This window comes from Pseudomonas sp. MDV22-iso1 (assembly GCF_058145095.1).
On sequence record NZ_JBYVMF010000017.1, the window covers coordinates 99,893 to 118,724 of the forward strand.

The following is an 18,832-nucleotide window of genomic DNA, read 5'->3' on the forward strand; positions in this document are numbered from 1 at the left end:
GCCACAGATTGTGGTTCGGGGTGGTGCGGCATTCCGATAAATCCCCTCGCCACAGATCGTGTGTTCAACGTAATAGAACCGGGGTTTTCGGTGCCTGGGTCTGACTGTCTTTCGGCACATCGTTACCCGCCCCCAGCCCGCCGCCGAGCGCCGTCACCAACTCGGCATGAGCGCCGAGGCGCGCGGCCTGGACCTGTTGCTGGACTTGTTGCTGTTTGAACAGCAGCGTCTGGGCATTGAGCACGTTGAGGTAATCCGTGAGCCCACGCTGATAGGCGATCATTGCGATGTCGTAGGTCTTCTGCGCGGTCGCCACCGACTCGGCGGCGAAGGTTTGCTGCTTTTCCATGGACTCACGACGGATCAACTGGTCGGAGATATTTTTCAGCGCGTTGATCAGGGTCTGGTTGTAGTGCGCGACGGCAATGTCATAACCGGCTGACGCTTCACCCAGTTCGGCGCGTAAATGCCCGCCATCGAAAATCGGCAGCGAGATCGCCGGACCGACGCTGTAGTTGAGTTTTTTGCCGGTCAAAAACTCCAGCGCCCCGCCGCCGGTCGCCATGTAGCCGAGGCTGCCGACGAGATCGACGTTGGGATAGAAACCAGCGTGAGCGACGTCGATTCCCCGCGCCTGCGCCGCGACCTGCCAGCGACTGGCGACCACGTCCGGGCGTTGACCCAGCAACTGCGCCGGTAACGACGACGGTAGTTTCAGTGCCGCTGCGAGCGACATCGTGGGTCGCTGCAACTGGGTTCCCTGGCCCGGTCCGAAGCCCGCCAGTGCGGAGAGCTGATTGCGGCTGAGGGCGATTTCTTCGTCCAGCGCATCGATCTGGCGATGGGTTTCGGGCAGCGGGGTTTCGGCCTGGCTGACTTCGAAATGCGTACCGATGCCACCCGCCAGGCGTTTTTGCGCGAGGTCGAGAATCTGTTGTTGCTGCGTCAGCGTCGCGGTGACGATGTCCCGTTGTGCGTAATGCAACGAGAGTTCGATATAGGCGCGCACGATGTTGTTCTGCAGTTCCAGCTGGGCAAGGCGCGCTTCGGCGGCGCTCATGTGCGCCATGTCGACGGCGCGTTTGGTGGCATTGCTTTCACGGCCCCAAAGATCGAGTGCATAGCTGAAGCCCAGCGAGGCGTTGTTGTCCCAGGTCGTGGTGTTCGCCAGCTCGCCCGGCCCGTAGAACTGATCGGTGGGCCAGTTGTGACGTTTGAAGGTGGAGTCTGCGTTGATGTGCAAGGACTCGGCGGACTCGGCAACGCCGGCCATGGCTTTCGCCTGACGTACACGGGCGGCAGCGATGGCCATGGTGGGGCTGCCTTGCAGGGCGAGGTCGATCCAGCGGTTCAGCTGCGGGTCGCCGTAAGCCTGCCACCATTGCGTGGCGGGCCAGTGAGCGTCCTGTGCGGCGCTTTGGATGGCTTCGTCGGTGGCCAGTGAATTGGCCTCCAGTGCCTTGCCCTGGGGGGCAATTCCGCCGGTTCCGATGCAGCCGCTGATTGTCAGGGATAGAGCCAAAACACTGAGCGTCTGAAGCGCTCTGCTGATGCGACGCGGCACTGCTGCAAATTCCTGAGCTGAGGGGGATTCCCTTGGAGGAGCGGTCGAGTGAAACGAGGCTCCTACAGAGGTGGGCGCAATTCTAGGGGGCGCCCGGAGTGGCGATAAGCTGGGATTCTTGTGAATCTTTGTTACCGTTAACGCGATAATCCCTTCGTCGGGGGTCTCAGACCCTGAAACTTCGTGTCACAATTTGCCATCGAACCCGAGAGCACCCCATGGACACTTTGCAAAACATGCGCGCCTTCAGCTACGTGGCCGAGGCTGGCAGCTTCACCGCCGCCGCCGTGCAGCTCGATACCACGACAGCCAACGTCTCGCGCGCGGTCTCCAATCTGGAAGCCCACCTGCAAACCCGACTGCTCAATCGAACCACGCGGCGCATCGCCCTGACCGAAGCCGGCAAGCGCTATCTGTTGCGTTGCGAACAGATCCTGGCGTACGTAGAAGAGGCGGAAGCCGAGGCCAGCGATGCTCACGCACGCCCCGCCGGGCAGCTCAAGGTGCACACCATGACCGGCATCGGTCAGCACTTTGTGATCGACGCGATCGCCCGCTACCGCAAGACCCACCCCGACGTGACGTTCGACCTGACCATGGCCAACCGCGTGCCGGACTTGCTCGACGAAGGCTATGACGTGTCCATCGTGCTCGCCAGCGAGCTGCCGGACTCGGGTTTTGTCTCGCAACGCCTGGGCATTACCTACAGCATCGTCTGCGCGTCGCCGGCGTACGTAAAAGCCAACGGCTGCGCGCACAAACCCAGCGATCTGCTGAACCACGCTTGCCTGCGCCTGGTCAGCCCGGTCATCCCGCTGGAAAAATGGACCTTCGACGGCCCTGAAGGGCAGGAAATGGTCACCATCAATAGCTCACCGTTTCTGGTGAACTCGGCGGACGCCATGAAAACCGCGATCACCAGCGGCATGGGCGTTGGCGTGTTGCCGGTGTATGCGGCCATTGAGGGTTTGCGCAATGGCACGCTGGTGCGGGTGATGCCGAACTACCGCTCGCAGGAATTGAACCTGTACGCGATTTATCCTTCGCGCCAATACCTCGATGCGAAAATCAAGACATGGGTCGAGTACCTGCGTGGCTCGTTGCCGGAAATACTGGCAGCGCATCAGGCGGAACTGACGGCGTATGAATTGAGCGGAAGCCTGGCGGGGGCTCGGTTGGCGAATTGAGCCGTCATGCCACCGGCTACTGTAGGAGCTGCCGCAGGCTGCTCCTACAGGGTTTATCTGCGTCGACGGTCTCGCACAAAACCCGGGAAGAATGTTAGCGTGCTTGGCATTCTCCAAGCACGACGAGCCTCCTCTCATGAAAAAGACCGTACTCGCTTTCAGCCGCATCACGCCCGACATGATCGAAAGCCTGAAACAGGATTTCGACGTGATCGTGCCGAATCCGAAAAACGGCGACATCAATGCCCAGTTCAATGAAGCCCTCCCTCACGCCCACGGCCTGATTGGCGTCGGTCGCAAGCTGGGGCGGGCGCAACTGGAAAATGCGGCGAGACTGGAAGTGGTCTCCAGCGTCTCGGTGGGTTACGACAACTACGACGTTGCCTACTTCAATGAGCGCGGCATCATGCTCACCAACACCCCGGACGTCCTGACTGAAAGCACCGCAGACCTGGCGTTCGCTTTGATCATGAGCAGCGCGCGGCGGGTGGCCGAGCTGGATGCCTGGACCAAGGCCGGTCAATGGCAAGCCAGCGTCGGTGCTCCGCTGTTTGGCAGTGATGTACACGGCAAGACCCTGGGCATCGTCGGCATGGGCAACATCGGTGCAGCCATTGCCCGCCGTGGCCGGCTGGGGTTCAACATGCCGATCATCTACAGCGGCAACAGTCGCAAGACCGCACTGGAGCAAGAACTCGGCGCTCAGTTTCGCAGTCTTGACCAGTTGCTGGCTGAAGCCGATTTTGTGTGCCTGGTGGTGCCGCTCAGCGAAAAGACCAAGCACCTGATCAGCCATCGCGAGCTGGCATTGATGAAGTCGAGCGCGATTCTGGTGAACATTGCCCGCGGCCCCGTAGTGGACGAACCGGCACTCATCGAAGCGCTGCAAAACAACCGCATCCGTGGCGCAGGGCTGGACGTCTATGAGAAAGAGCCCCTCGCTGAATCGCCGCTTTTCCAGCTGAAAAATGCTGTCACGCTGCCGCACATCGGCTCAGCCACCCACGAAACCCGTGATGCAATGGCCAACCGCGCTATTACCAATCTACGCAGCGCTCTGCTGGGTGAGCGACCACAGGATCTGGTCAATCCGCAGGTCTGGAAAGGCTGATAAAGGCGACGGCACGTGCTCAAGCGCGTGCCGACTTCACCAACGACTTTCATAACAAATGATCAAGTAACAGCGACATAACCTGCAACTCAGTCGCCGGCAACTTACACGCCATCCGCTATAAACTCCGACAACGCTAAAAGCACAATACGTACATTCGGAGATTACTTGCATGAGCAACTTCACCACCCTTTGCACGATCAGGCGGAGCAAAGTACTGATTGTTTTAATGGCCGCACTCTTTGGATTGGTCACCTTGACCAACAACTTCACCGATTACACGGCCTACTCCGACTACATCGGGCGCATCATCAGCATGAGCGACACCGTCGGCAACGAATCACGCCGCTATCGCGCGGTCACTTCAACACTGTTCCATCATCGGTTTTACTGGGCGGTCATTACGCTCGAGATTATGTTTACGCTCAGCTTCCTGGTGGGCACTTATCAGCTATACCGAAATATCAATGCCCCGCGTCATGAATTTCATGACGCAAAGAAGTTTGCCATCGTCGGTTTTACCACCGCTATTTTTGTCTATTTCACGTTCTACGTTATTGTCCTCAATGAATGGTTCGACATGGACAGTTCGATACAAGGCAACGGCTTCCACTGGGCGCGAAATAACATTGAATTCATGTTTCTCGGCCTTATTTATCTCGTGCTGGTTAAAGATAATTAAACAGCGTGCGCTTATGCCAACTTTCCCTCTACCGGTTTTACGCTCACACCAGGTTTGCGAAACACCAGTACGTTGCCCAGCATGACCATCACCAATCCCGCCAGCGCTGGAGCGGTCCACTGATAGCCTTCGGCAAATGCCGAGACATTCAGCGCCACGACCGGGAACAACACCGTGCAATAAGCCGCGCGTTCAGGCCCCATCCGCCCAACCAGCGTCAGGTAGGCCGTAAAGCCAATCACCGAGCCCGGGATGACCAGGTACAGCAAAGAGCCGATGTAACGCGTGCTCCACTCCATGTCGAACGGAGTGCCCTTGACCAGGCACCAGACCGACAGCATCGCCGCGCCGTAGGCCATGCCCCAGGCGTTGGTGGTCAGGGGTTTGAGGCCCGCCTTCTGCTGCAGGCTCGACAACAGGTTGCCCGCCGAAAAACACAGCGTGCCGATCAACGCCAACCCCAGGCCAAGCAAGGTTTCGGGGCTGGCGGTATGACCGGCGAGCTCAGGCCAGAACAACAGACCTAATCCCAGCAGACCCAAGGCACCCCCCATCAGCACATTGCGAGCAATTTTCTGACCGAAGAACACCCGCGCATTCAGGGCATTCCACAAGGTGGCTGTGGAGAAGACCACGGCGACCAAACCGCTGGGAATCCATTGGCTGGCGGTGAGGAAACACATGAAGTTGACGCAGAACAGGCACAGCCCTTGCGCCACGCAGATCAGATGTCCGCGACGGTTCATCACTTGCAGGCGACGGCTGAGCAACAGAATCGCGAACAACACCAACGCGGCGAGACCGAAGCGATAGACGATCGACACCGGGATCGCGACCACGCCCAGCTGCCATTTGAGGGCAATCCAGGTGGTGCCCCAGATCAACACGGTCAGCAAATACAACGAAAGGTTCATGGCGCAAGCTCCTCGGTAGAGCATCAGTGTCCTGCGTCGGCGCTGGTCGCACTTGCAAAAACTTGCGCATTTGTCGAGCGACGGGCTGGCGAGGCACGCTCTACGGAGTAGGATGCAAGGCGTTAGAGAGAAGTGATCATGCCCGCATTGGAATCGTTGCAAGTTTTTCAAGCCCTCAACCGCTCGCACCATGCTCGCCTCGAGCACAGCGCCGAGCTCGGTGACGGCATGGCTGCAGCTTTGTGGAGCAACCATCACGACGCCCAGGACTACGAGGCGCCCAGCCATCACACGCTGTCCTGCTACATCGCTGGCGGCACCGGGACGTTTCGCCGCGACCGGCCCGGTGTCATGGGGGCTCCGGACAAGCTGTGTATTCTGCCAGCGGATCAACCTTCCGCCTGGGTGATCAACGGCGACATTCGCCTGGCCCATGTGTATTTCAGCCCCGAACAATTCGCGCTGGGTTGCGTCACGCTGCTGGACCGCGAACCTCGTGAACTGCTGCTGCGCGAGCACACCTTTCTTGATGATCCCATTCAGGCCCGGCGATTTCGGCAACTGATCTCGCTCAATTGGGACGAACCCGGTGAACGCCTGCTGACCAGCAGTCTGGCGCACGAAATGCTCAGCCATGTGCTGCTGAGTCAGGTCGGCAAGCGCGAAGGATTGCGACTCAAGGGCGGGCTGGCGGCGCATCAGCGTCGGCAGCTCATTGAGTTCATCGACAGCCAGTTGGCCGAGGCCATCAGCCTTGGGCAATTGGCGGGGTTGTGCGCGTTGTCGGAGTATCACTTTGCGCGGATGTTTCGCGAGAGCTTTGGTTTGCCGCCGCATCAGTATGTGCTGGCGCGACGACTGAGCCGGGCGCAGGAATTATTGCGCACGACGTCACAGCCATTGGGAGAGATTGCACTGGCGTGCGGGTTCTCCAGTGCCAGTCATTTCACCAATCGATTCCGCCAGTCCTTGGGTGGAACGCCTGGGGAGTATCGGCAGGCGTTTTTGCGGTAATCCTGAGATCCATGGTGTTCGCCCGGCCGTCATCGCGAGCAAGCTCGCTCCCAAAGGGTCTGTGTGTAGAACGCGGATCTGGTGTTCACCGCCGATCAAATGTGGGAGTGAGCCTGCTCGCGATGAGGCCCTCTCAGGCAACATCAATGCTGGATGTACGACCGTCATCGCGAGCAGGCTCGCCCCCACAATGGATGTTAGAACTCCAGCGTGCTGGACAATGTCACCTGCCGTGAATCCCCCATCGACACGAAGAACCGGCTTGCCGCTGAGGTGTAGTAGGTGCGATCGAACAGGTTCTTCACGTTGAGCTGAAATTTGACCTTCTGACCTTCGACCCGAGTGTCGTAAGTGGCGAAGGCATCGGCCACGGTGTAGCTCGGCAAGTCGAAATCATTCACCGCGTTACCTGCCCGCTCCCCGACGTACCGTGCCCCCGCCCCCACCCGCAATTGATCCCCACCGGCAATCGTGCCGAAGTCATACACAGCCGACAGCGAGCCGCTGTTTTTCGCCACGTTTTGCAGTTTTTTACCTTTGTAGGTCGGGTCCTCGGTGACTTCGGCATCGGTGTACGCATAACTGCCGATCATGCTCCAGCGATCGCTGAGCTGACCGCTCAGGTCCAGTTCCAGACCACGGGAGCGCACTTCGCCGGCGGCGCTGTAAATCGTCACGGGGCCTTCGAAATTGGCCACCAGCACGTTGCGCTTCTTGATGTCGAACAACGCGATGTTGCCGGTGACACGCCCTGGCATATCCAGCTTGGCGCCCACTTCCCACGACTTGGCCTCTTCCGGCGCAATACTGCCGTCGAGCACGGTGCTGCTGCCACTCAGCGGGGCGATGGTGGAGTTGGGTTTGAAGGATTCGGTGTAGCTGCCATAGAAGGACAACGCATCGGTGTAGCGATACACCAGGCCGGCCCGCGGCACCCACTTCTGCCCGTTGCTGTCGGTGTTGGCCTGGAACGGCACGCCTTTGCCGGCGTACTGGTCGTACGCCTGAAAGCGCGCGCCGCCGACCAGAATCCATTTATCGGTGAGGTGGATCGAGTCCTGCAGGAACACCGAATCGCTGCGCAGCAGATCGGTCTGCGCACTGTCCGCGGGGCTGACAGTGGTGCCTTCGACTTCGCGACCATAGACCGGGTTGGTGTAGCTGAAATTACTCAGGCTTTTCTGGCGGATCAGGTCGGCGCGATAGATTTTGCGGTACTCATCATCGATACCGAACACCAGGTCATGCTGCATGCCGGCCACGTTGACATTGCCTTCGAGACTGGCGGTGGTGAAGCGGTCAGTACTGATCGCGTTCTGCGTGCCGTCCATGCTGCGGGTCAGCGTGCCTTTGGTGGTGTCGATAGCGGTGACGCGCACCTGGCTGGCGTCGTAGGTTTCACGGTTCCAGCTGTAGCCGAAATGAGCATTCCAGTTGTCGTCGAGCGCGTGATCAGCTTCGAAGTGATAGAGGTCCGAGCGACCTTCCATGTTGTTGAACGGCTCATCAAGGCGACGGTCACGGGGGATGTCCAGCGGATGATTGTCCCGCGGGTCGATGACCGTGCCACGGTCGAACGGGGTGAGAAATTCGCGGTGCTCATAGGCGAACAACAGGGTGGTGCTTTCACCGAACCAGGCCAACGATGGCGCGACCAGCGTCTCGCGATGAACACCATAGTTGCGCCAGTAATCTTCGTCTTCGTGGTCCAGCACCATGCGGTACGCCAGCCCGGAATCTCCCAGCGCACCCGTGCTGTCGAAGCTGCCACCGCTGCCGTTCTTGCCATCGCCATAGGTCGAGCCGCGCAGGGTCAGCGCGTTGTACTGCTCAAGTTCGGGCTTCTTGCTGACCATGTTGACCACCCCGCCCGGGTCCTGGATGCCATAGAGCAACGACGCCGGCCCTTTCAGCACTTCGACCCGATCCACCGTGGCATTCAACCCCCTTCCCTGCACCACCGGCATGCCATCGCGCATGATCGAGCCATTGCGATTGTCACCAAAGCCCCGGGTCATCACCGAGTCCTGGGTGCTGCCCAAAGTGTTGCCCTGAGTGATGCCGCTGACGTTGGCCAGTGCGTCATCCAGATTACGCGGCGCCTGATCGCGAATGACCTGGGCCGGGATCACGTTGACGGTCTGGGGGATTTCCTGAAGCAAGGCGGAGGACCGCATGACCGAACTGGTCGGCGGGGGTTGATAGCTCTGGGATTGATCCATCACCGAGGTGATGGTGGTCGCGCCCAGGTTCAACGCGCCATCGGTGGGCACGGGTTCAAGGGCCAGGGTGTGCGCGTCGGTTCGACGGAAGGTGAAACCCGATTGGCTGAGCAAACGCTGCATCGCCTGTTCGGCACTCATCTGCCCGTTCACGGCGGGCGCGGTGATGCCGTACGGCGCTTCATCGGTGTAGACCACGCTGATGCCAGTGATCCGGCTGAAGTCGCTCAGGGCCTGAGGCAGCGGTTTGGCGGTCATTGCGAAACTGAATTGCGTTCGCTGCTGCGCTGTCCCGGTATCGGCGGCCATTGCAATGCTCGATGGCAAGAGCGCCAGCGCCGTGAAACTCAGTGCAGAAGCACCCAACCATTGTTTGACCGACACCGATTTTGCCCTGGACTTCATTGCTCATGACCTGTGTAAAACTGTTTCGGATGCGAATGACTCGCAGTTTCAGTCACTACACGGATGGCGATCGGTTTTACCTCATCAGAATGTTGAAAATATTTTTGGAAGATCAAAAAATCGCGGCTTGCGGCAGCTCTACTGTTTGAAAACGCGCCCCCCTGCAGGAGCTGCCGCAAGCTGCGATCTTTTGACTTTTTTTCACTGCAAAATAATCAATCGCCCCATTACCGCATGCTGCTCAAACCCCAGCACCCCCTGCAATGAACTCAGCACGGCCATCGGGTCTTTGCTGGGAAAACTGCCGCTGACCCGGCGCGCCGCGAGCTGATCGTTGAGCAGTACGATCCGGCCCGGGTAATAACGTCCCAGGTCCTCCACCACGTCGGCCAGCGACGCCTTGTAGTAATTGAGCCAACCCTGACGCCAGGCCAGTTGCGCTTCGCTGTCGACCGCATGGGATTTTTCCGCAGCGCCTTCGCCATACGCCACCTGCTGGCCGGCGGTAAGGATCTGTTGTTCGGCGTTCTTCTGCGCGGTCACCCCTACCCTTCCGGACAACACCGTCACTTGGGCGCCGCGAGGTTGCAGGCGCACTTCAAACTGCGTGCCCAAGACGCGTACCTCGCCCTTTTCGGCGTCGACCACAAACGGCTCACCGGTGTGCGTCACACTGAAAAATCCGGCACCGCGACGCAGTTGGACATGCCGTTCGCCACGACTGAAATCCACCGCAATGGCGCTGTCGGCGTCCAGGGTGATCTGGGATTGATCGGCCAGCGTCACGGTGCGAATTTCCCCCGGTGCCGAGACATAGTCCGCCCCCAGATCGTCCATCCAGCGCGATGGCTGCCATCCCGCACCGATGCCGACCATCAGCACCAGGCACGCGGCCATCGCCAACGCCCCGGACCAACGCCGAACGCGGGTCTGGCGTGAACGGTTCATGGCGTTCAGATACCCCTGCAAGGCCAACGCGTCCTCATCGGCCAGGGTGCGCGCCGGCGCTTCGCTCATCTCCCAGACCACTTGTGCCTGGGCGTACGCCTCAGCATGGGCCGGGTCGGCTTGCAGCCAATGACTGAAGGTGACTTGATCACCACTGCTGGGCTGGTCATGCAACAGGCTCAGCCAGGCAAATGCTGCCTGTTCCTGTGCGGGCGTCGGAGTGACGCGTTCTTTGAGATTCACGGTGCTTTCCCTGGCGTGCGCGGTTCGGGTTCCCGCAGGCTGGCCTTGCAGGCTTCGAGGGCGCGCATCATATGTTTTTCTACGGCGCTTTGGGACAACCCCATTGCCTTGGCGATCTCGGCGTATTTGCGGCCGTGGATACGGTTGAGCAAAAAGATCTGCCGCGTACGCTCAGGTAACGCCCGCAACGCTGCCTCGACATGACGCAGATCGTTGCCGGCTTCCAGCGCCGCTTGCGGTTCACTGCCGCGACTTTCCGGTTGCTCCGGCAGCCATCCTTCGTTTACCCGCACTCGCGCGCCTTCACTGCGCAAATGGTCAATGGCAATGTTGCCGGCACACCGCAGCAGATAGGTGCTGAGCTCTTCGACCTGCACCAGCGGTCGGCGCCAGAAGCGCAAGAACAGGTCCTGCACCAGGTCCGCAGCGGTCGCTCGACAGCCCACACGACGACTCACCAACGCTTCCATCTGTGATCGCTGGGAAAGGAACACCTGCAGGAAATGCGCACGTCCCCCACGGACGTCGTCTTCACTGGATTCGGGAGGGGGGATGATCATCAAATCACTGCTGCGCAAGAGCCGCGACGGGGCTGGCAAGCAGACTCAGCCCGGCCAGCGACAACGCCAGACGCGGGCGATAAGGCAGCAACAGCACCAGCACCAAGGCACTAAGCATCAACACTGCAGACCACTCGACCAGCCCGAGCGACCAACCCGTCTTCGAGACGGCGGCCCACAACGACAGGGCAAGCAATATCCAACCGGCGATCTTCATCCCGTGCCGACGACGGGCCGACGGCTTATGACCGAGCAGTTCAGTGTGATGCCGATCCATGGATAAACACAGCGCAGTAAAACCGCCGTAACAGAGCATCAGGGCCAGTAGCATTCAGTTCGCCTCGCGCGCAAGGGTGATCGGTTTGGCCCGCTGTTCGGTCGCGACTGGCACCTGTCCCGAGCGCTGCATTTTCCATGCAGCCCACGCCAGAAACAGGCCACTGACCAGACACGCCAGATCGAAGCCGGCCATCATCCAGTCACCTTGCGGCAGCGTCGCACCCAAGTGGTACGGCGTGGTCAATGCGTTGAGCAGCGGCACGGCACAGAACAGCAACGCAGCCACTGCCAACTGTTCGATCCAGGCAGTGCGACCCCGGCGGACCATCGCATGAATCACGCTCAGGCCCCAGACGATGAAGAAGCTGTTCACTTCCCAATCCGACCGGTTCGTCATCTCGACCGGTAGCAAGCGGTTGGCCCAAAAGAACGCCGCCACGGCGACCGTCAAGCCTGACATGCTGGCGATGTTCAGCACTTCGACCAATCGCAGCTCAAACGGCATCACGGCGCTTTTCGCATGTTTGAGCTGGCGTTTGCCGAGCCAGATCACCAGCCCGGTGCCGATCAGGGCCGTGCTCGCCAGACCAAAAATGAAGTACAGCCAGCGCACCACGGGGCTGGCAAAACGCCCCATGTGCAAGCCATAGAAACTGCCGGCGATGGCCATCGCGACCGGCTGCTGCGGGGTGGAGCTGAGCAGTTGCCCGGTAACGCCGTTGAACGTCACGGCACTGCTCACGTCATGAACCACCCGGTCCGCACCGTCACGCACCAGCACCACCGAGGCATTTGCGTCTCCCGGATTGTTCACCGTCAACCGCTGTACGCGACCGCCCGACCACTGCTCCCGAGCCCGCTCCAGTAGCGGTGCCATCGGTGCCAGCTGACCCGGTTTCCCGGCGAGCTCAGGCACGCTGGAAGCGGGGAAGACGTCATCGAAAAATGCCCGGACATCGCCCTCGTATGACGCAAGAATGCTCGCTGGCATGACCATCGACATGAAAATCACCAGGCTGCTGTAGGTGATCATCAAGTGGAACGGCAACACCAGAACACCCACCGCGTTGTGCCCGTCCAGCCACGAACGCTGCCCCTTGCGCGGGCGGAAGGTAAAGAAGTCCTTGAAGATTTTCTTGTGCGTGATGATCCCGGTGATCAGGCCGATGAACATCACCATGGCCGCAATCGTGGATAACCAGCGGCCCCAGGGGTAGGGCATTTGCAGCTGGAAATGAAAGCGATAAAAGAACTCGCCCCCCCTGGTTTCCCGGCCCTGCACTTCGGTGCCGGTTTGCGGGTCGAGGCGTTTTTCGGTGAATTGACCGCGCTCGCCTCGCTTGGCTGGGGACTGTTGCCAGCGCACCGACAGGCCTGGCTCTCGGGCACTCGGCAAATCGATCAGCCAGCGCGAGGCACCTGGGGCGTGCTGCTGCAGGTAGTCCTGCGCCAGGGCCAGACTGGCCTCGGAAGACACCGATCGCGCGGGAATCTCCGGCTGCATCCAGTGACTGATCTCATCCTTGAAATACGCGAGGGTGCCGGTCAGGAAAATCGCAAACAGCAACCAGCCAAAGATCAACCCGGTCCACGTATGGAGCCAGGCCATGGCCTGACGAAATCCGTCCTTCATGATTGCCCCAACCAGTACGCCACGCCGGATATTGCCGCCAGCACCCCACTCGGCACGATCACCCCCAACCACGCCTGCCACGCACTGCGGCAGGCGAAGCACCACAACACGGCGCACAGGTACGCCAGAAAAGAAGTCATCATGCCGGTCACTACCGCTTCGGCGCGGGGCATGGGCAGCCACATTGTCAGGCTGACACTGGCCAACGCCGCGACGACATACCCGCCCAACACGGCGGCAAGCACCCGCGAAGTGACGGCAAGTCGGTAGGAAACGGGAAGCGAGCGGGTTTTGACTTTCATGTTTCGGCCTTGAAACAGGTGGAGCTGCGTGAACGTCACGAAGCCAAGCAGGCCGCAATATTAATGATAAATATTCTCATACGCAAAAGAGTCCGGCGAGAACTGACTGCCGGGAACCGCGTAACGCACTTTTGTAGCAGCCGGAGGCAGGCTACGCCAGCTGCTACATGGAGGGTCTTGGGGCATGGATCGTGGAATGCACAAACAAAAACGGGCCTGCATAAGCAGGCCCGCTGTCATTGGAAAAATAAAAATCAAATAAAGCTTCAGCCGTTTTGCGCAGCCTGTTCGTTCTCGAGAAACTCGTCTTCCAGCAATGCGTCCGCAGCAACCCTTTCGAACGGCACGATAGCGGCACGTGGTTTGCCCCGCAGTTTGCCGAACAAATGCTCCAGTGCATGTTCGAGTTTTTCGGCCGCACCGTCGATCGCTTGCTCCAGGGTGTCGGCTTTGTGGGTGACGGAAATCGGTTGATGGCCTTTTGGCCGCGCCTCCAGCTGGCAGCGCATATCGTGGGGACCGGGCTTGTCGCCATTCTCGTCCCGCAGGTGAACCTCGACCCGGGTCAGGTCCTCTTCATAACGTTCGAGCGTGCTCTCAATGGTAGTACGTACCCACTCCTCCAGTCGGATGCTGCTTTGAATATGGTTATCACTGTTGACTTGGATTTGCATAGTTCATCCCTTATTTCAGCTAGCTCGCGAGAGGCCGTTCGGCTAGCCCTTGGGCGTCATCACCGTGACCTCTTACTTACACAATCGGTCTGCACGCAGAACAATTCAACCCCTAAAAAAAGATAATTTTTCATTCGCAAAAAAAGCCGGACAGGGAGCAAAAGCGCTGTTAAGGTCGGGAGTTGGGTCGACCCTCTCTTTTGTCATAATTGGTCACATCTGTCGCTCCGCCAGCGGGTGCAGGCTGCGAAAAATCCCCGCCTCTTCCACCAGCCAGTCATGTACCGCACGAACGCCCGGATGGCTCAGCGCGCCCGGCGCATAGAGCAGCACGTAGCGTTTGTGATTGGGCACCGCCAGGCCAAACGGCACGATCAACGTGCCCCGCTCCAGTTCGTCATTGAGCAACGTCCGACGCGCAATCGCCACGCCCATGCCCGCAATGGCGGCTTCGATCGTCAGGTGATTGCGATTGAACGTGTGCCCGCGCCGCACATCCGCGCCCTCGAAACCGATGGCGTTGAGATAGAACTCCCATTCCGCATATTCATAACTGCCGCGCCAGGCGGTGATGTCGTGCAATAGGGGAAAGTGCAGCAGGTCGGCAGGCCCATGCAGCGGTGGGCGCCCACGCAGCAGGCCTGGCGAGCAGACCGGAAAGATCTGCTCGTCCAGCAAGGTGGTGGATAACAGTCCGGGATAACTGCCGTCATTCAGGTCGATGGCCAGATCGAAGTCGCCTTCGTGCAGCGGCACGCTGCTGTCTTCTGCCACCAGCCGCAGCTGAATGTCCGGAAAGCGCTGCTGCAGTCGCGGCAAGCGCGGCGTCAGCCATTTGCTCAAAAAAGACGGAATTGAACGCACGCGCAGAATTCCGCTGATCATTCCGGCGTCCAGTCGTCGCAATTCCGCATCGATACTGCCGTACGCCTCGTTGACGGTAATGGCCAACCGCTGGCCTTGCGCGCTCAATTCCACGCCACGGGCGCGTCGGTGAAACAGGCGAAAACCCAGACGCTCTTCCAGTTGCCGAATCTGCTGACTGACTGCACCCGGCGTGATGTGCAGCTCTTCGGCACAACGGGTGAACGACAGGTGCCGGGCGGCACAGGAAAATACGTGCAGCCAGACGTAGGTCTGGGCATGCAATTGACGACTCATCGTTTAGTCCTGCTAAAGGCTCGAGTAGGAAATTTCGTTGGTCACGTAGGACCGAGGTGGGCAGTATCGCCGACATTGCGCTTGTCCTACAAAAATGGCAGCGATTCCTCTTCCATTGCTTGTATAGGCTTTAGCATGGCTATCAGTGTTTTCGATCTTTTCAAAGTCGGTATCGGTCCGTCCAGCTCCCACACCGTCGGCCCCATGCGCGCCGCCGCCACCTTCGCTCAAGCACTGCTCGATCAAGGAATACTGGCAGCCGTCCGTCGGGTAGAGATTCGCCTCTACGGTTCTCTGTCTGCCACCGGCGTTGGCCATGCCACCGACCGCGCCTGCGTCATGGGGCTGATGGGGGAATGGCCGGACAGCATTGATCCGACGTCCATCGAAGACCGAATCAACACGCTGCGTCAGACCGGTGAACTGAACCTGGCGGGCCAGGCGACCATCGCGTTCAACTGGCAGACCGATCTCCTGCTGCTCGAAGAGAGCCTGCCCTACCACCCCAACGCCATGTCCCTGACAGCCTTTGGCGAAACCGGCGAATTGTCCGAGCAGACGTATTACTCGATTGGCGGCGGTTTCATCATTGAAGCGGCTGAAGCCGAGTCAGGTATTGCGCCCTCAAGCGACGTGGTGCTGCCCTACGATTTCTCCAGCGCTGCCGAGCTGCTCAAGCTGTGCAACCAGCACGGCCTGCGTGTTTCCGAGCTGATGATGGCCAACGAACTGGCCTGGCGCAGCGAGGCCGAAATCCGTCAGGGCCTGTTGCACATCTGGTCGGTGATGCGTGAATGCGTCGAGCAAGGCATGCGTCACGAAGGCATCCTGCCGGGCGGTCTGAATGTTCCGCGTCGGGCAGCGAAACTGCACCGCAGCCTGCTGGAAATCGGCAAGCCGAATGTCATCACCTCCACCCTGTCGGCCATGGAGTGGGTCAACCTGTTCGCCCTTGCCGTCAACGAAGAGAACGCGGCCGGCGGTCGAATGGTGACAGCGCCCACCAACGGGGCGGCGGGGATCATTCCTGCGGTGCTGCACTACTACATGAAATTCAATCCGGACGCGTCCGACGATGACGTGGTTGCGTTCTTTCTGGGCGCTGCGGCGGTAGGCATTCTCTGCAAGAAAAATGCTTCGATTTCCGGCGCCGAAGTCGGCTGTCAGGGCGAAGTGGGATCTGCCTGCGCCATGGCGGCTGCCGGGCTGGCTGACGTACTGGGCGCAACGCCGGAACAACTGGAAAACGCCGCTGAAATCGGCCTGGAACACAACCTCGGCCTGACCTGCGACCCTGTCGGCGGGCTGGTTCAGGTGCCGTGCATCGAGCGCAACGCAATTGCCGCCGTGAAGGCGATCAATGCCACGCAAATGGCCCTGCGTGGCGACGGCAAACACTTCATTTCCCTCGACCGGGTGATCCGCACGATGCGCGATACCGGCGCCGACATGCATGACAAATACAAAGAGACTTCACGGGGCGGCCTGGCTGTTAGCTGGGTGGAGTGCTGAGGAGCATTCCCTGACCGCCTGCACCACGTGAGCCCGAGCAAGAACAATAACGAGGCCATAACGATGACCGATGTGCGTACACCTGCTGCCGAAAATCCCGCTGTAGACGTAAAACATGAGACCGCGACAGTCAGCAAAGGCTGGAGCAAACACGACACCACCTGGATGCTGGGCCTCTACGGCACGGCCATTGGCGCCGGTACGTTGTTCCTGCCGATCAACGCCGGTGTGGGTGGCTTCTGGCCGCTGTTGATTCTGGCGGTGCTGGCGTTCCCGATGACCTTTTTCGCCCATCGCGGGCTGACCCGTTTCGTGTTGTCCGGCCGCTCGGGAGACATCACCGAAGTGGTTGAAGAACACTTTGGCGTCGGTGCCGGCAAACTGATCACCTTGCTGTACTTCTTCGCAATCTTCCCGATTCTGCTGGTGTACAGCGTGGCGCTGACCAATACCCTGAGCAGTTTCATGGAACATCAGCTGCACATCGCCCCGCCGCCCCGGGCCATTCTGTCGCTGGTGTTGATCCTCGGTCTGATGGCCATCGTTCGTTGTGGCCAGGGCGTCATCGTCAAGTGCATGAGCGTGCTGGTTTACCCGTTTGTGGCGGCGCTGCTGTTGCTGGGCATCAGCCTGATCCCGAACTGGAATGGCGCATTCTTCGCCACCGCCAGTGAAGGCATGCCGATGCCGTTGTTCTTCAAGACCTTGTGGCTGGCCATTCCGGTGATGGTGTTCTCGTTCAACCATTCGCCGATCATTTCCGCGTTTGCGGTTGATCAGAAGCAGCGTTACGGCGAGCAAGCCGAAGCCAAGAGCAGCGGCATTCTGGCCATCGCCCACGCCATGATGGTCGTGACGGTGATGTTCTTCTGCTTCAGCTGCGTGCTGGCCCTTTCCCCGGCTGACCTGGCCGCTGCGAAGGCGCAGAACATCTCGATCCTGTCGTACCTCGCCAATCACTTCCAGACGCCGGTCATCGCGTACGCAGCGCCCTTGATTGCGCTGGTGGCGATCACCAAATCCTTCCTCGGTCACTACATCGGTGCCAGCGAAGGCTTCCAGGGCCTGATCGTGAAAAGCCTGCGGGGTCGTGGGCGAGTGATGTCGGCGAGCTGGCTGAATCGTGCGACCGCACTGTTCATGATCCTCAGCTGCTGGGCCGTGGCAACCTTCAACCCGAGCATCCTCGGGATGATCGAAACCCTCGGCGGACCGATCATTGCGTGCCTGTTGTTCCTGATGCCGATGTACGCCATCCGCCGCGTGCCGGCCTTGCGCCAGTACTCGGGTCAGGCCTCGAACGTGTTTGTGGTGTTGATTGGTTTGATTGCACTGTCAGCGATCATTTACTCGTTTCTGCCCTGAATCGGGCAGATAAGGCACGTCCCCTGTAGCAGCTGGCGCAGCCTGCGTTCGGCGGCGCAGCCGTCGTAAATCCTGCATTCGCGGTTTGACTTGAACACCGCGTTGCCTGGTTTCACGACGGCTTCGCCGCCGAACGCAGGCTTCGCCAGCTGCTACAGGTCGGGTTACCGCCCGCTAACTGATTAGTCAGCTAGCCCGCCGCATTGAGATTATTGTCCGACAATCTTTCCGGCATGCCCCTTGCTACATCCCTGTAGTAAACAGGGAATGCCAATGGTCCGGTATTGCGAACCAACATGATCATGGCCGGTCAACAACTGCACGTTCAATCAGGCGGTGACGCATCATGGACAACCCTTTTCAGCTCATTACCGATGCCTTTGCACCGGATTATCAGATCAACCTGAGCATTCAGGGTCTGGACGGCAGCATCATGCTGACCTTGTCCAACAGTGGTCGTGTGGTGGCCAAACGGATGATCAGCGCCGAGCAGCGTAATGATCCCAAACGCCTGAAGCGTCTGGTGCAGAGCATCCAGTTTGGCATCGCCATCGAGCAAGGCCACAGTGCAATGGCGATTCTTGAAGCGATGACAGACGGCGACAATCGCAACCTGCCGCCGCCCCTCATCAAAGGTCAGCCCCGCCCCGCCATGGGGATTTAAAGCTCGCCCTTCTCTACTTCAGGATGCTCGCTGGAACCCGCACCCACCTTGCGTTGCGGGTGCTCGATCTTCACCGAAGGAAACTGCGACGAGGCGTAACGCACCACCAGAATCGCGAAGGCCAGCAGCAGAATGCCGCCGCACAGGTAGATGATTCCGACGTCCGGCGGATTGTGGTGCGAGACGTTGGAGATCAGCAGCCGCGTCAGTGCAGTGATCGCTACGTAGATCAGGAAGCGCACGGGCATGTGGTTGGTCTTGACGAAATTGCCGGGGGTTTTCTGAAAATAAATTTAATATTTTTGCTCATATTAACTTTCCAAAACTGAGATGCAGATGATGTTCCTGGAACTCACCTTCAACACGCTCAATCCTCAATCGCCAAGCTTGTA

At 59.6% G+C, this 18,832-nt stretch carries 17 protein-coding genes and 1 pseudogene; 7 read left to right on the top strand and 11 right to left on the bottom strand.

What is annotated here, in order from left to right; all coding sequences use genetic code 11:
* Window positions 1-64 precede the first annotated feature (64 nt).
* The gene (locus AC3ZVB_RS19520) at window positions 65-1,564 is read right to left on the bottom strand and encodes an efflux transporter outer membrane subunit (protein ID WP_490147463.1); all 1,500 of its coding nucleotides are present in this window, start codon (window positions 1,562-1,564) and stop codon (window positions 65-67) included.
* Window positions 1,565-1,782: 218 nt separating this feature from the next.
* Between AC3ZVB_RS19520 and AC3ZVB_RS19525 the strand changes: the two genes are divergently transcribed.
* From AC3ZVB_RS19525 to AC3ZVB_RS19535, 3 genes are all read left to right on the top strand, one after another.
* Entirely contained in the window at window positions 1,783-2,751 is a 969-nt protein-coding gene (locus tag AC3ZVB_RS19525; RefSeq protein ID WP_162437303.1) for a LysR family transcriptional regulator, read from the top strand.
* A 136-nt stretch (window positions 2,752-2,887) separates the two neighbouring features.
* Window positions 2,888-3,862 carry a 2-hydroxyacid dehydrogenase gene (locus AC3ZVB_RS19530; RefSeq protein ID WP_490147464.1) on the top strand — a complete coding sequence of 325 codons (975 nt, stop codon included), beginning with the start codon at window positions 2,888-2,890 and terminating at the stop codon, window positions 3,860-3,862.
* 172 nt (window positions 3,863-4,034) lie between these two features.
* The gene (locus AC3ZVB_RS19535; protein ID WP_162437301.1) at window positions 4,035-4,544 is read left to right on the top strand and encodes a DUF2165 family protein; all 510 of its coding nucleotides are present in this window, start codon (window positions 4,035-4,037) and stop codon (window positions 4,542-4,544) included.
* Between the two features lie 11 nt (window positions 4,545-4,555).
* On the opposite strand, the gene AC3ZVB_RS19540 is transcribed toward AC3ZVB_RS19535, so the two are convergent.
* Window positions 4,556-5,458, bottom strand: coding sequence for a DMT family transporter (locus AC3ZVB_RS19540; protein WP_490147465.1), 903 nt, complete (start codon window positions 5,456-5,458; stop codon window positions 4,556-4,558).
* Between the two features lie 138 nt (window positions 5,459-5,596).
* Between AC3ZVB_RS19540 and AC3ZVB_RS19545 the strand changes: the two genes are divergently transcribed.
* Window positions 5,597-6,472, top strand: a complete 876-nt coding sequence (locus AC3ZVB_RS19545; RefSeq protein WP_162437299.1) for an AraC family transcriptional regulator — start codon at window positions 5,597-5,599, stop codon at window positions 6,470-6,472.
* Window positions 6,473-6,669: 197 nt separating this feature from the next.
* On the opposite strand, the gene AC3ZVB_RS19550 is transcribed toward AC3ZVB_RS19545, so the two are convergent.
* The 8 genes from AC3ZVB_RS19550 to AC3ZVB_RS19585 all read right to left on the bottom strand — a co-directional run bounded on the left by AC3ZVB_RS19550 (window position 6,670) and on the right by AC3ZVB_RS19585 (window position 14,899).
* Window positions 6,670-9,099: a TonB-dependent siderophore receptor gene (locus AC3ZVB_RS19550; RefSeq protein WP_490147466.1), complete on the bottom strand. Its 2,430-nt coding sequence runs from the start codon at window positions 9,097-9,099 to the stop codon at window positions 6,670-6,672.
* A gap of 201 nt (window positions 9,100-9,300) precedes the next feature.
* The gene (locus AC3ZVB_RS19555; protein WP_490147467.1) at window positions 9,301-10,290 is read right to left on the bottom strand and encodes a FecR family protein; all 990 of its coding nucleotides are present in this window, start codon (window positions 10,288-10,290) and stop codon (window positions 9,301-9,303) included.
* Window positions 10,287-10,853, bottom strand: coding sequence for an RNA polymerase sigma factor (locus AC3ZVB_RS19560; protein ID WP_490147485.1), 567 nt, complete (start codon window positions 10,851-10,853; stop codon window positions 10,287-10,289). The genes AC3ZVB_RS19555 and AC3ZVB_RS19560 overlap by 4 nt, the downstream gene beginning before the upstream one ends.
* Before the next feature lies 1 nt (window position 10,854).
* Window positions 10,855-11,181: a DUF3325 domain-containing protein gene (locus tag AC3ZVB_RS19565; protein WP_162437295.1), complete on the bottom strand. Its 327-nt coding sequence runs from the start codon at window positions 11,179-11,181 to the stop codon at window positions 10,855-10,857.
* A complete protein-coding gene (locus AC3ZVB_RS19570; RefSeq protein ID WP_162437294.1) occupies window positions 11,182-12,762 on the bottom strand; it encodes a PepSY-associated TM helix domain-containing protein in 1,581 nt (526 codons plus the stop codon).
* Window positions 12,759-13,064: a DUF3649 domain-containing protein gene (locus AC3ZVB_RS19575; RefSeq protein WP_162437293.1), complete on the bottom strand. Its 306-nt coding sequence runs from the start codon at window positions 13,062-13,064 to the stop codon at window positions 12,759-12,761. The genes AC3ZVB_RS19570 and AC3ZVB_RS19575 overlap by 4 nt, the downstream gene beginning before the upstream one ends.
* Window positions 13,065-13,330: 266 nt before the next feature.
* Window positions 13,331-13,738, bottom strand: coding sequence for an HPF/RaiA family ribosome-associated protein (locus AC3ZVB_RS19580; protein WP_149657528.1), 408 nt, complete (start codon window positions 13,736-13,738; stop codon window positions 13,331-13,333).
* Window positions 13,739-13,951: 213 nt separating this feature from the next.
* A complete protein-coding gene (locus tag AC3ZVB_RS19585; RefSeq protein WP_194691363.1) occupies window positions 13,952-14,899 on the bottom strand; it encodes a LysR substrate-binding domain-containing protein in 948 nt (315 codons plus the stop codon).
* Between the two features lie 135 nt (window positions 14,900-15,034).
* Here AC3ZVB_RS19585 and AC3ZVB_RS19590 point away from each other — a divergent pair, with 135 nt between their 5' ends.
* The 3 genes from AC3ZVB_RS19590 to AC3ZVB_RS19600 all read left to right on the top strand — a co-directional run bounded on the left by AC3ZVB_RS19590 (window position 15,035) and on the right by AC3ZVB_RS19600 (window position 18,440).
* Window positions 15,035-16,411, top strand: a complete 1,377-nt coding sequence (locus tag AC3ZVB_RS19590; RefSeq protein ID WP_194691364.1) for an L-serine ammonia-lyase — start codon at window positions 15,035-15,037, stop codon at window positions 16,409-16,411.
* A 63-nt stretch (window positions 16,412-16,474) separates the two neighbouring features.
* The gene (locus AC3ZVB_RS19595; protein ID WP_194691365.1) at window positions 16,475-17,776 is read left to right on the top strand and encodes an HAAAP family serine/threonine permease; all 1,302 of its coding nucleotides are present in this window, start codon (window positions 16,475-16,477) and stop codon (window positions 17,774-17,776) included.
* Window positions 17,777-18,122: 346 nt separating this feature from the next.
* Entirely contained in the window at window positions 18,123-18,440 is a 318-nt protein-coding gene (locus AC3ZVB_RS19600) for a DUF3509 domain-containing protein (RefSeq protein WP_162437289.1), read from the top strand.
* Here the strand turns inward: AC3ZVB_RS19600 and AC3ZVB_RS19605 are convergent.
* A pseudogene (locus tag AC3ZVB_RS19605) lies at window positions 18,437-18,712 on the bottom strand (phosphate-starvation-inducible PsiE family protein); the annotation flags it as partial. The gene AC3ZVB_RS19600 and the pseudogene AC3ZVB_RS19605 overlap by 4 nt on opposite strands.
* Between the last annotated feature and the right edge of the window lie 120 nt (window positions 18,713-18,832).

Bases quoted from the DNA above. Each gene is read 5' to 3' on its own strand.
- AC3ZVB_RS19525 (WP_162437303.1), top strand. From the start codon at position 1,783: ATGGACACTTTGCAAAACATGCGCGCCTTCAGCTACGTGGCCGAGGCT.
- AC3ZVB_RS19530 (WP_490147464.1), top strand. From the start codon at position 2,888: ATGAAAAAGACCGTACTCGCTTTCAGCCGCATCACGCCCGACATGATC.
- AC3ZVB_RS19535 (WP_162437301.1), top strand. From the start codon at position 4,035: ATGAGCAACTTCACCACCCTTTGCACGATCAGGCGGAGCAAAGTACTG.
- AC3ZVB_RS19540 (WP_490147465.1), bottom strand. From the start codon at position 5,458: ATGAACCTTTCGTTGTATTTGCTGACCGTGTTGATCTGGGGCACCACC.
- AC3ZVB_RS19545 (WP_162437299.1), top strand. From the start codon at position 5,597: ATGCCCGCATTGGAATCGTTGCAAGTTTTTCAAGCCCTCAACCGCTCG.
- AC3ZVB_RS19550 (WP_490147466.1), bottom strand. From the start codon at position 9,099: ATGAAGTCCAGGGCAAAATCGGTGTCGGTCAAACAATGGTTGGGTGCT.
- AC3ZVB_RS19565 (WP_162437295.1), bottom strand. From the start codon at position 11,181: ATGCTACTGGCCCTGATGCTCTGTTACGGCGGTTTTACTGCGCTGTGT.
- AC3ZVB_RS19570 (WP_162437294.1), bottom strand. From the start codon at position 12,762: ATGAAGGACGGATTTCGTCAGGCCATGGCCTGGCTCCATACGTGGACC.
- AC3ZVB_RS19575 (WP_162437293.1), bottom strand. From the start codon at position 13,064: ATGAAAGTCAAAACCCGCTCGCTTCCCGTTTCCTACCGACTTGCCGTC.
- AC3ZVB_RS19580 (WP_149657528.1), bottom strand. From the start codon at position 13,738: ATGCAAATCCAAGTCAACAGTGATAACCATATTCAAAGCAGCATCCGA.
- AC3ZVB_RS19585 (WP_194691363.1), bottom strand. From the start codon at position 14,899: ATGAGTCGTCAATTGCATGCCCAGACCTACGTCTGGCTGCACGTATTT.
- AC3ZVB_RS19590 (WP_194691364.1), top strand. From the start codon at position 15,035: ATGGCTATCAGTGTTTTCGATCTTTTCAAAGTCGGTATCGGTCCGTCC.
- AC3ZVB_RS19595 (WP_194691365.1), top strand. From the start codon at position 16,475: ATGACCGATGTGCGTACACCTGCTGCCGAAAATCCCGCTGTAGACGTA.
- AC3ZVB_RS19600 (WP_162437289.1), top strand. From the start codon at position 18,123: ATGGACAACCCTTTTCAGCTCATTACCGATGCCTTTGCACCGGATTAT.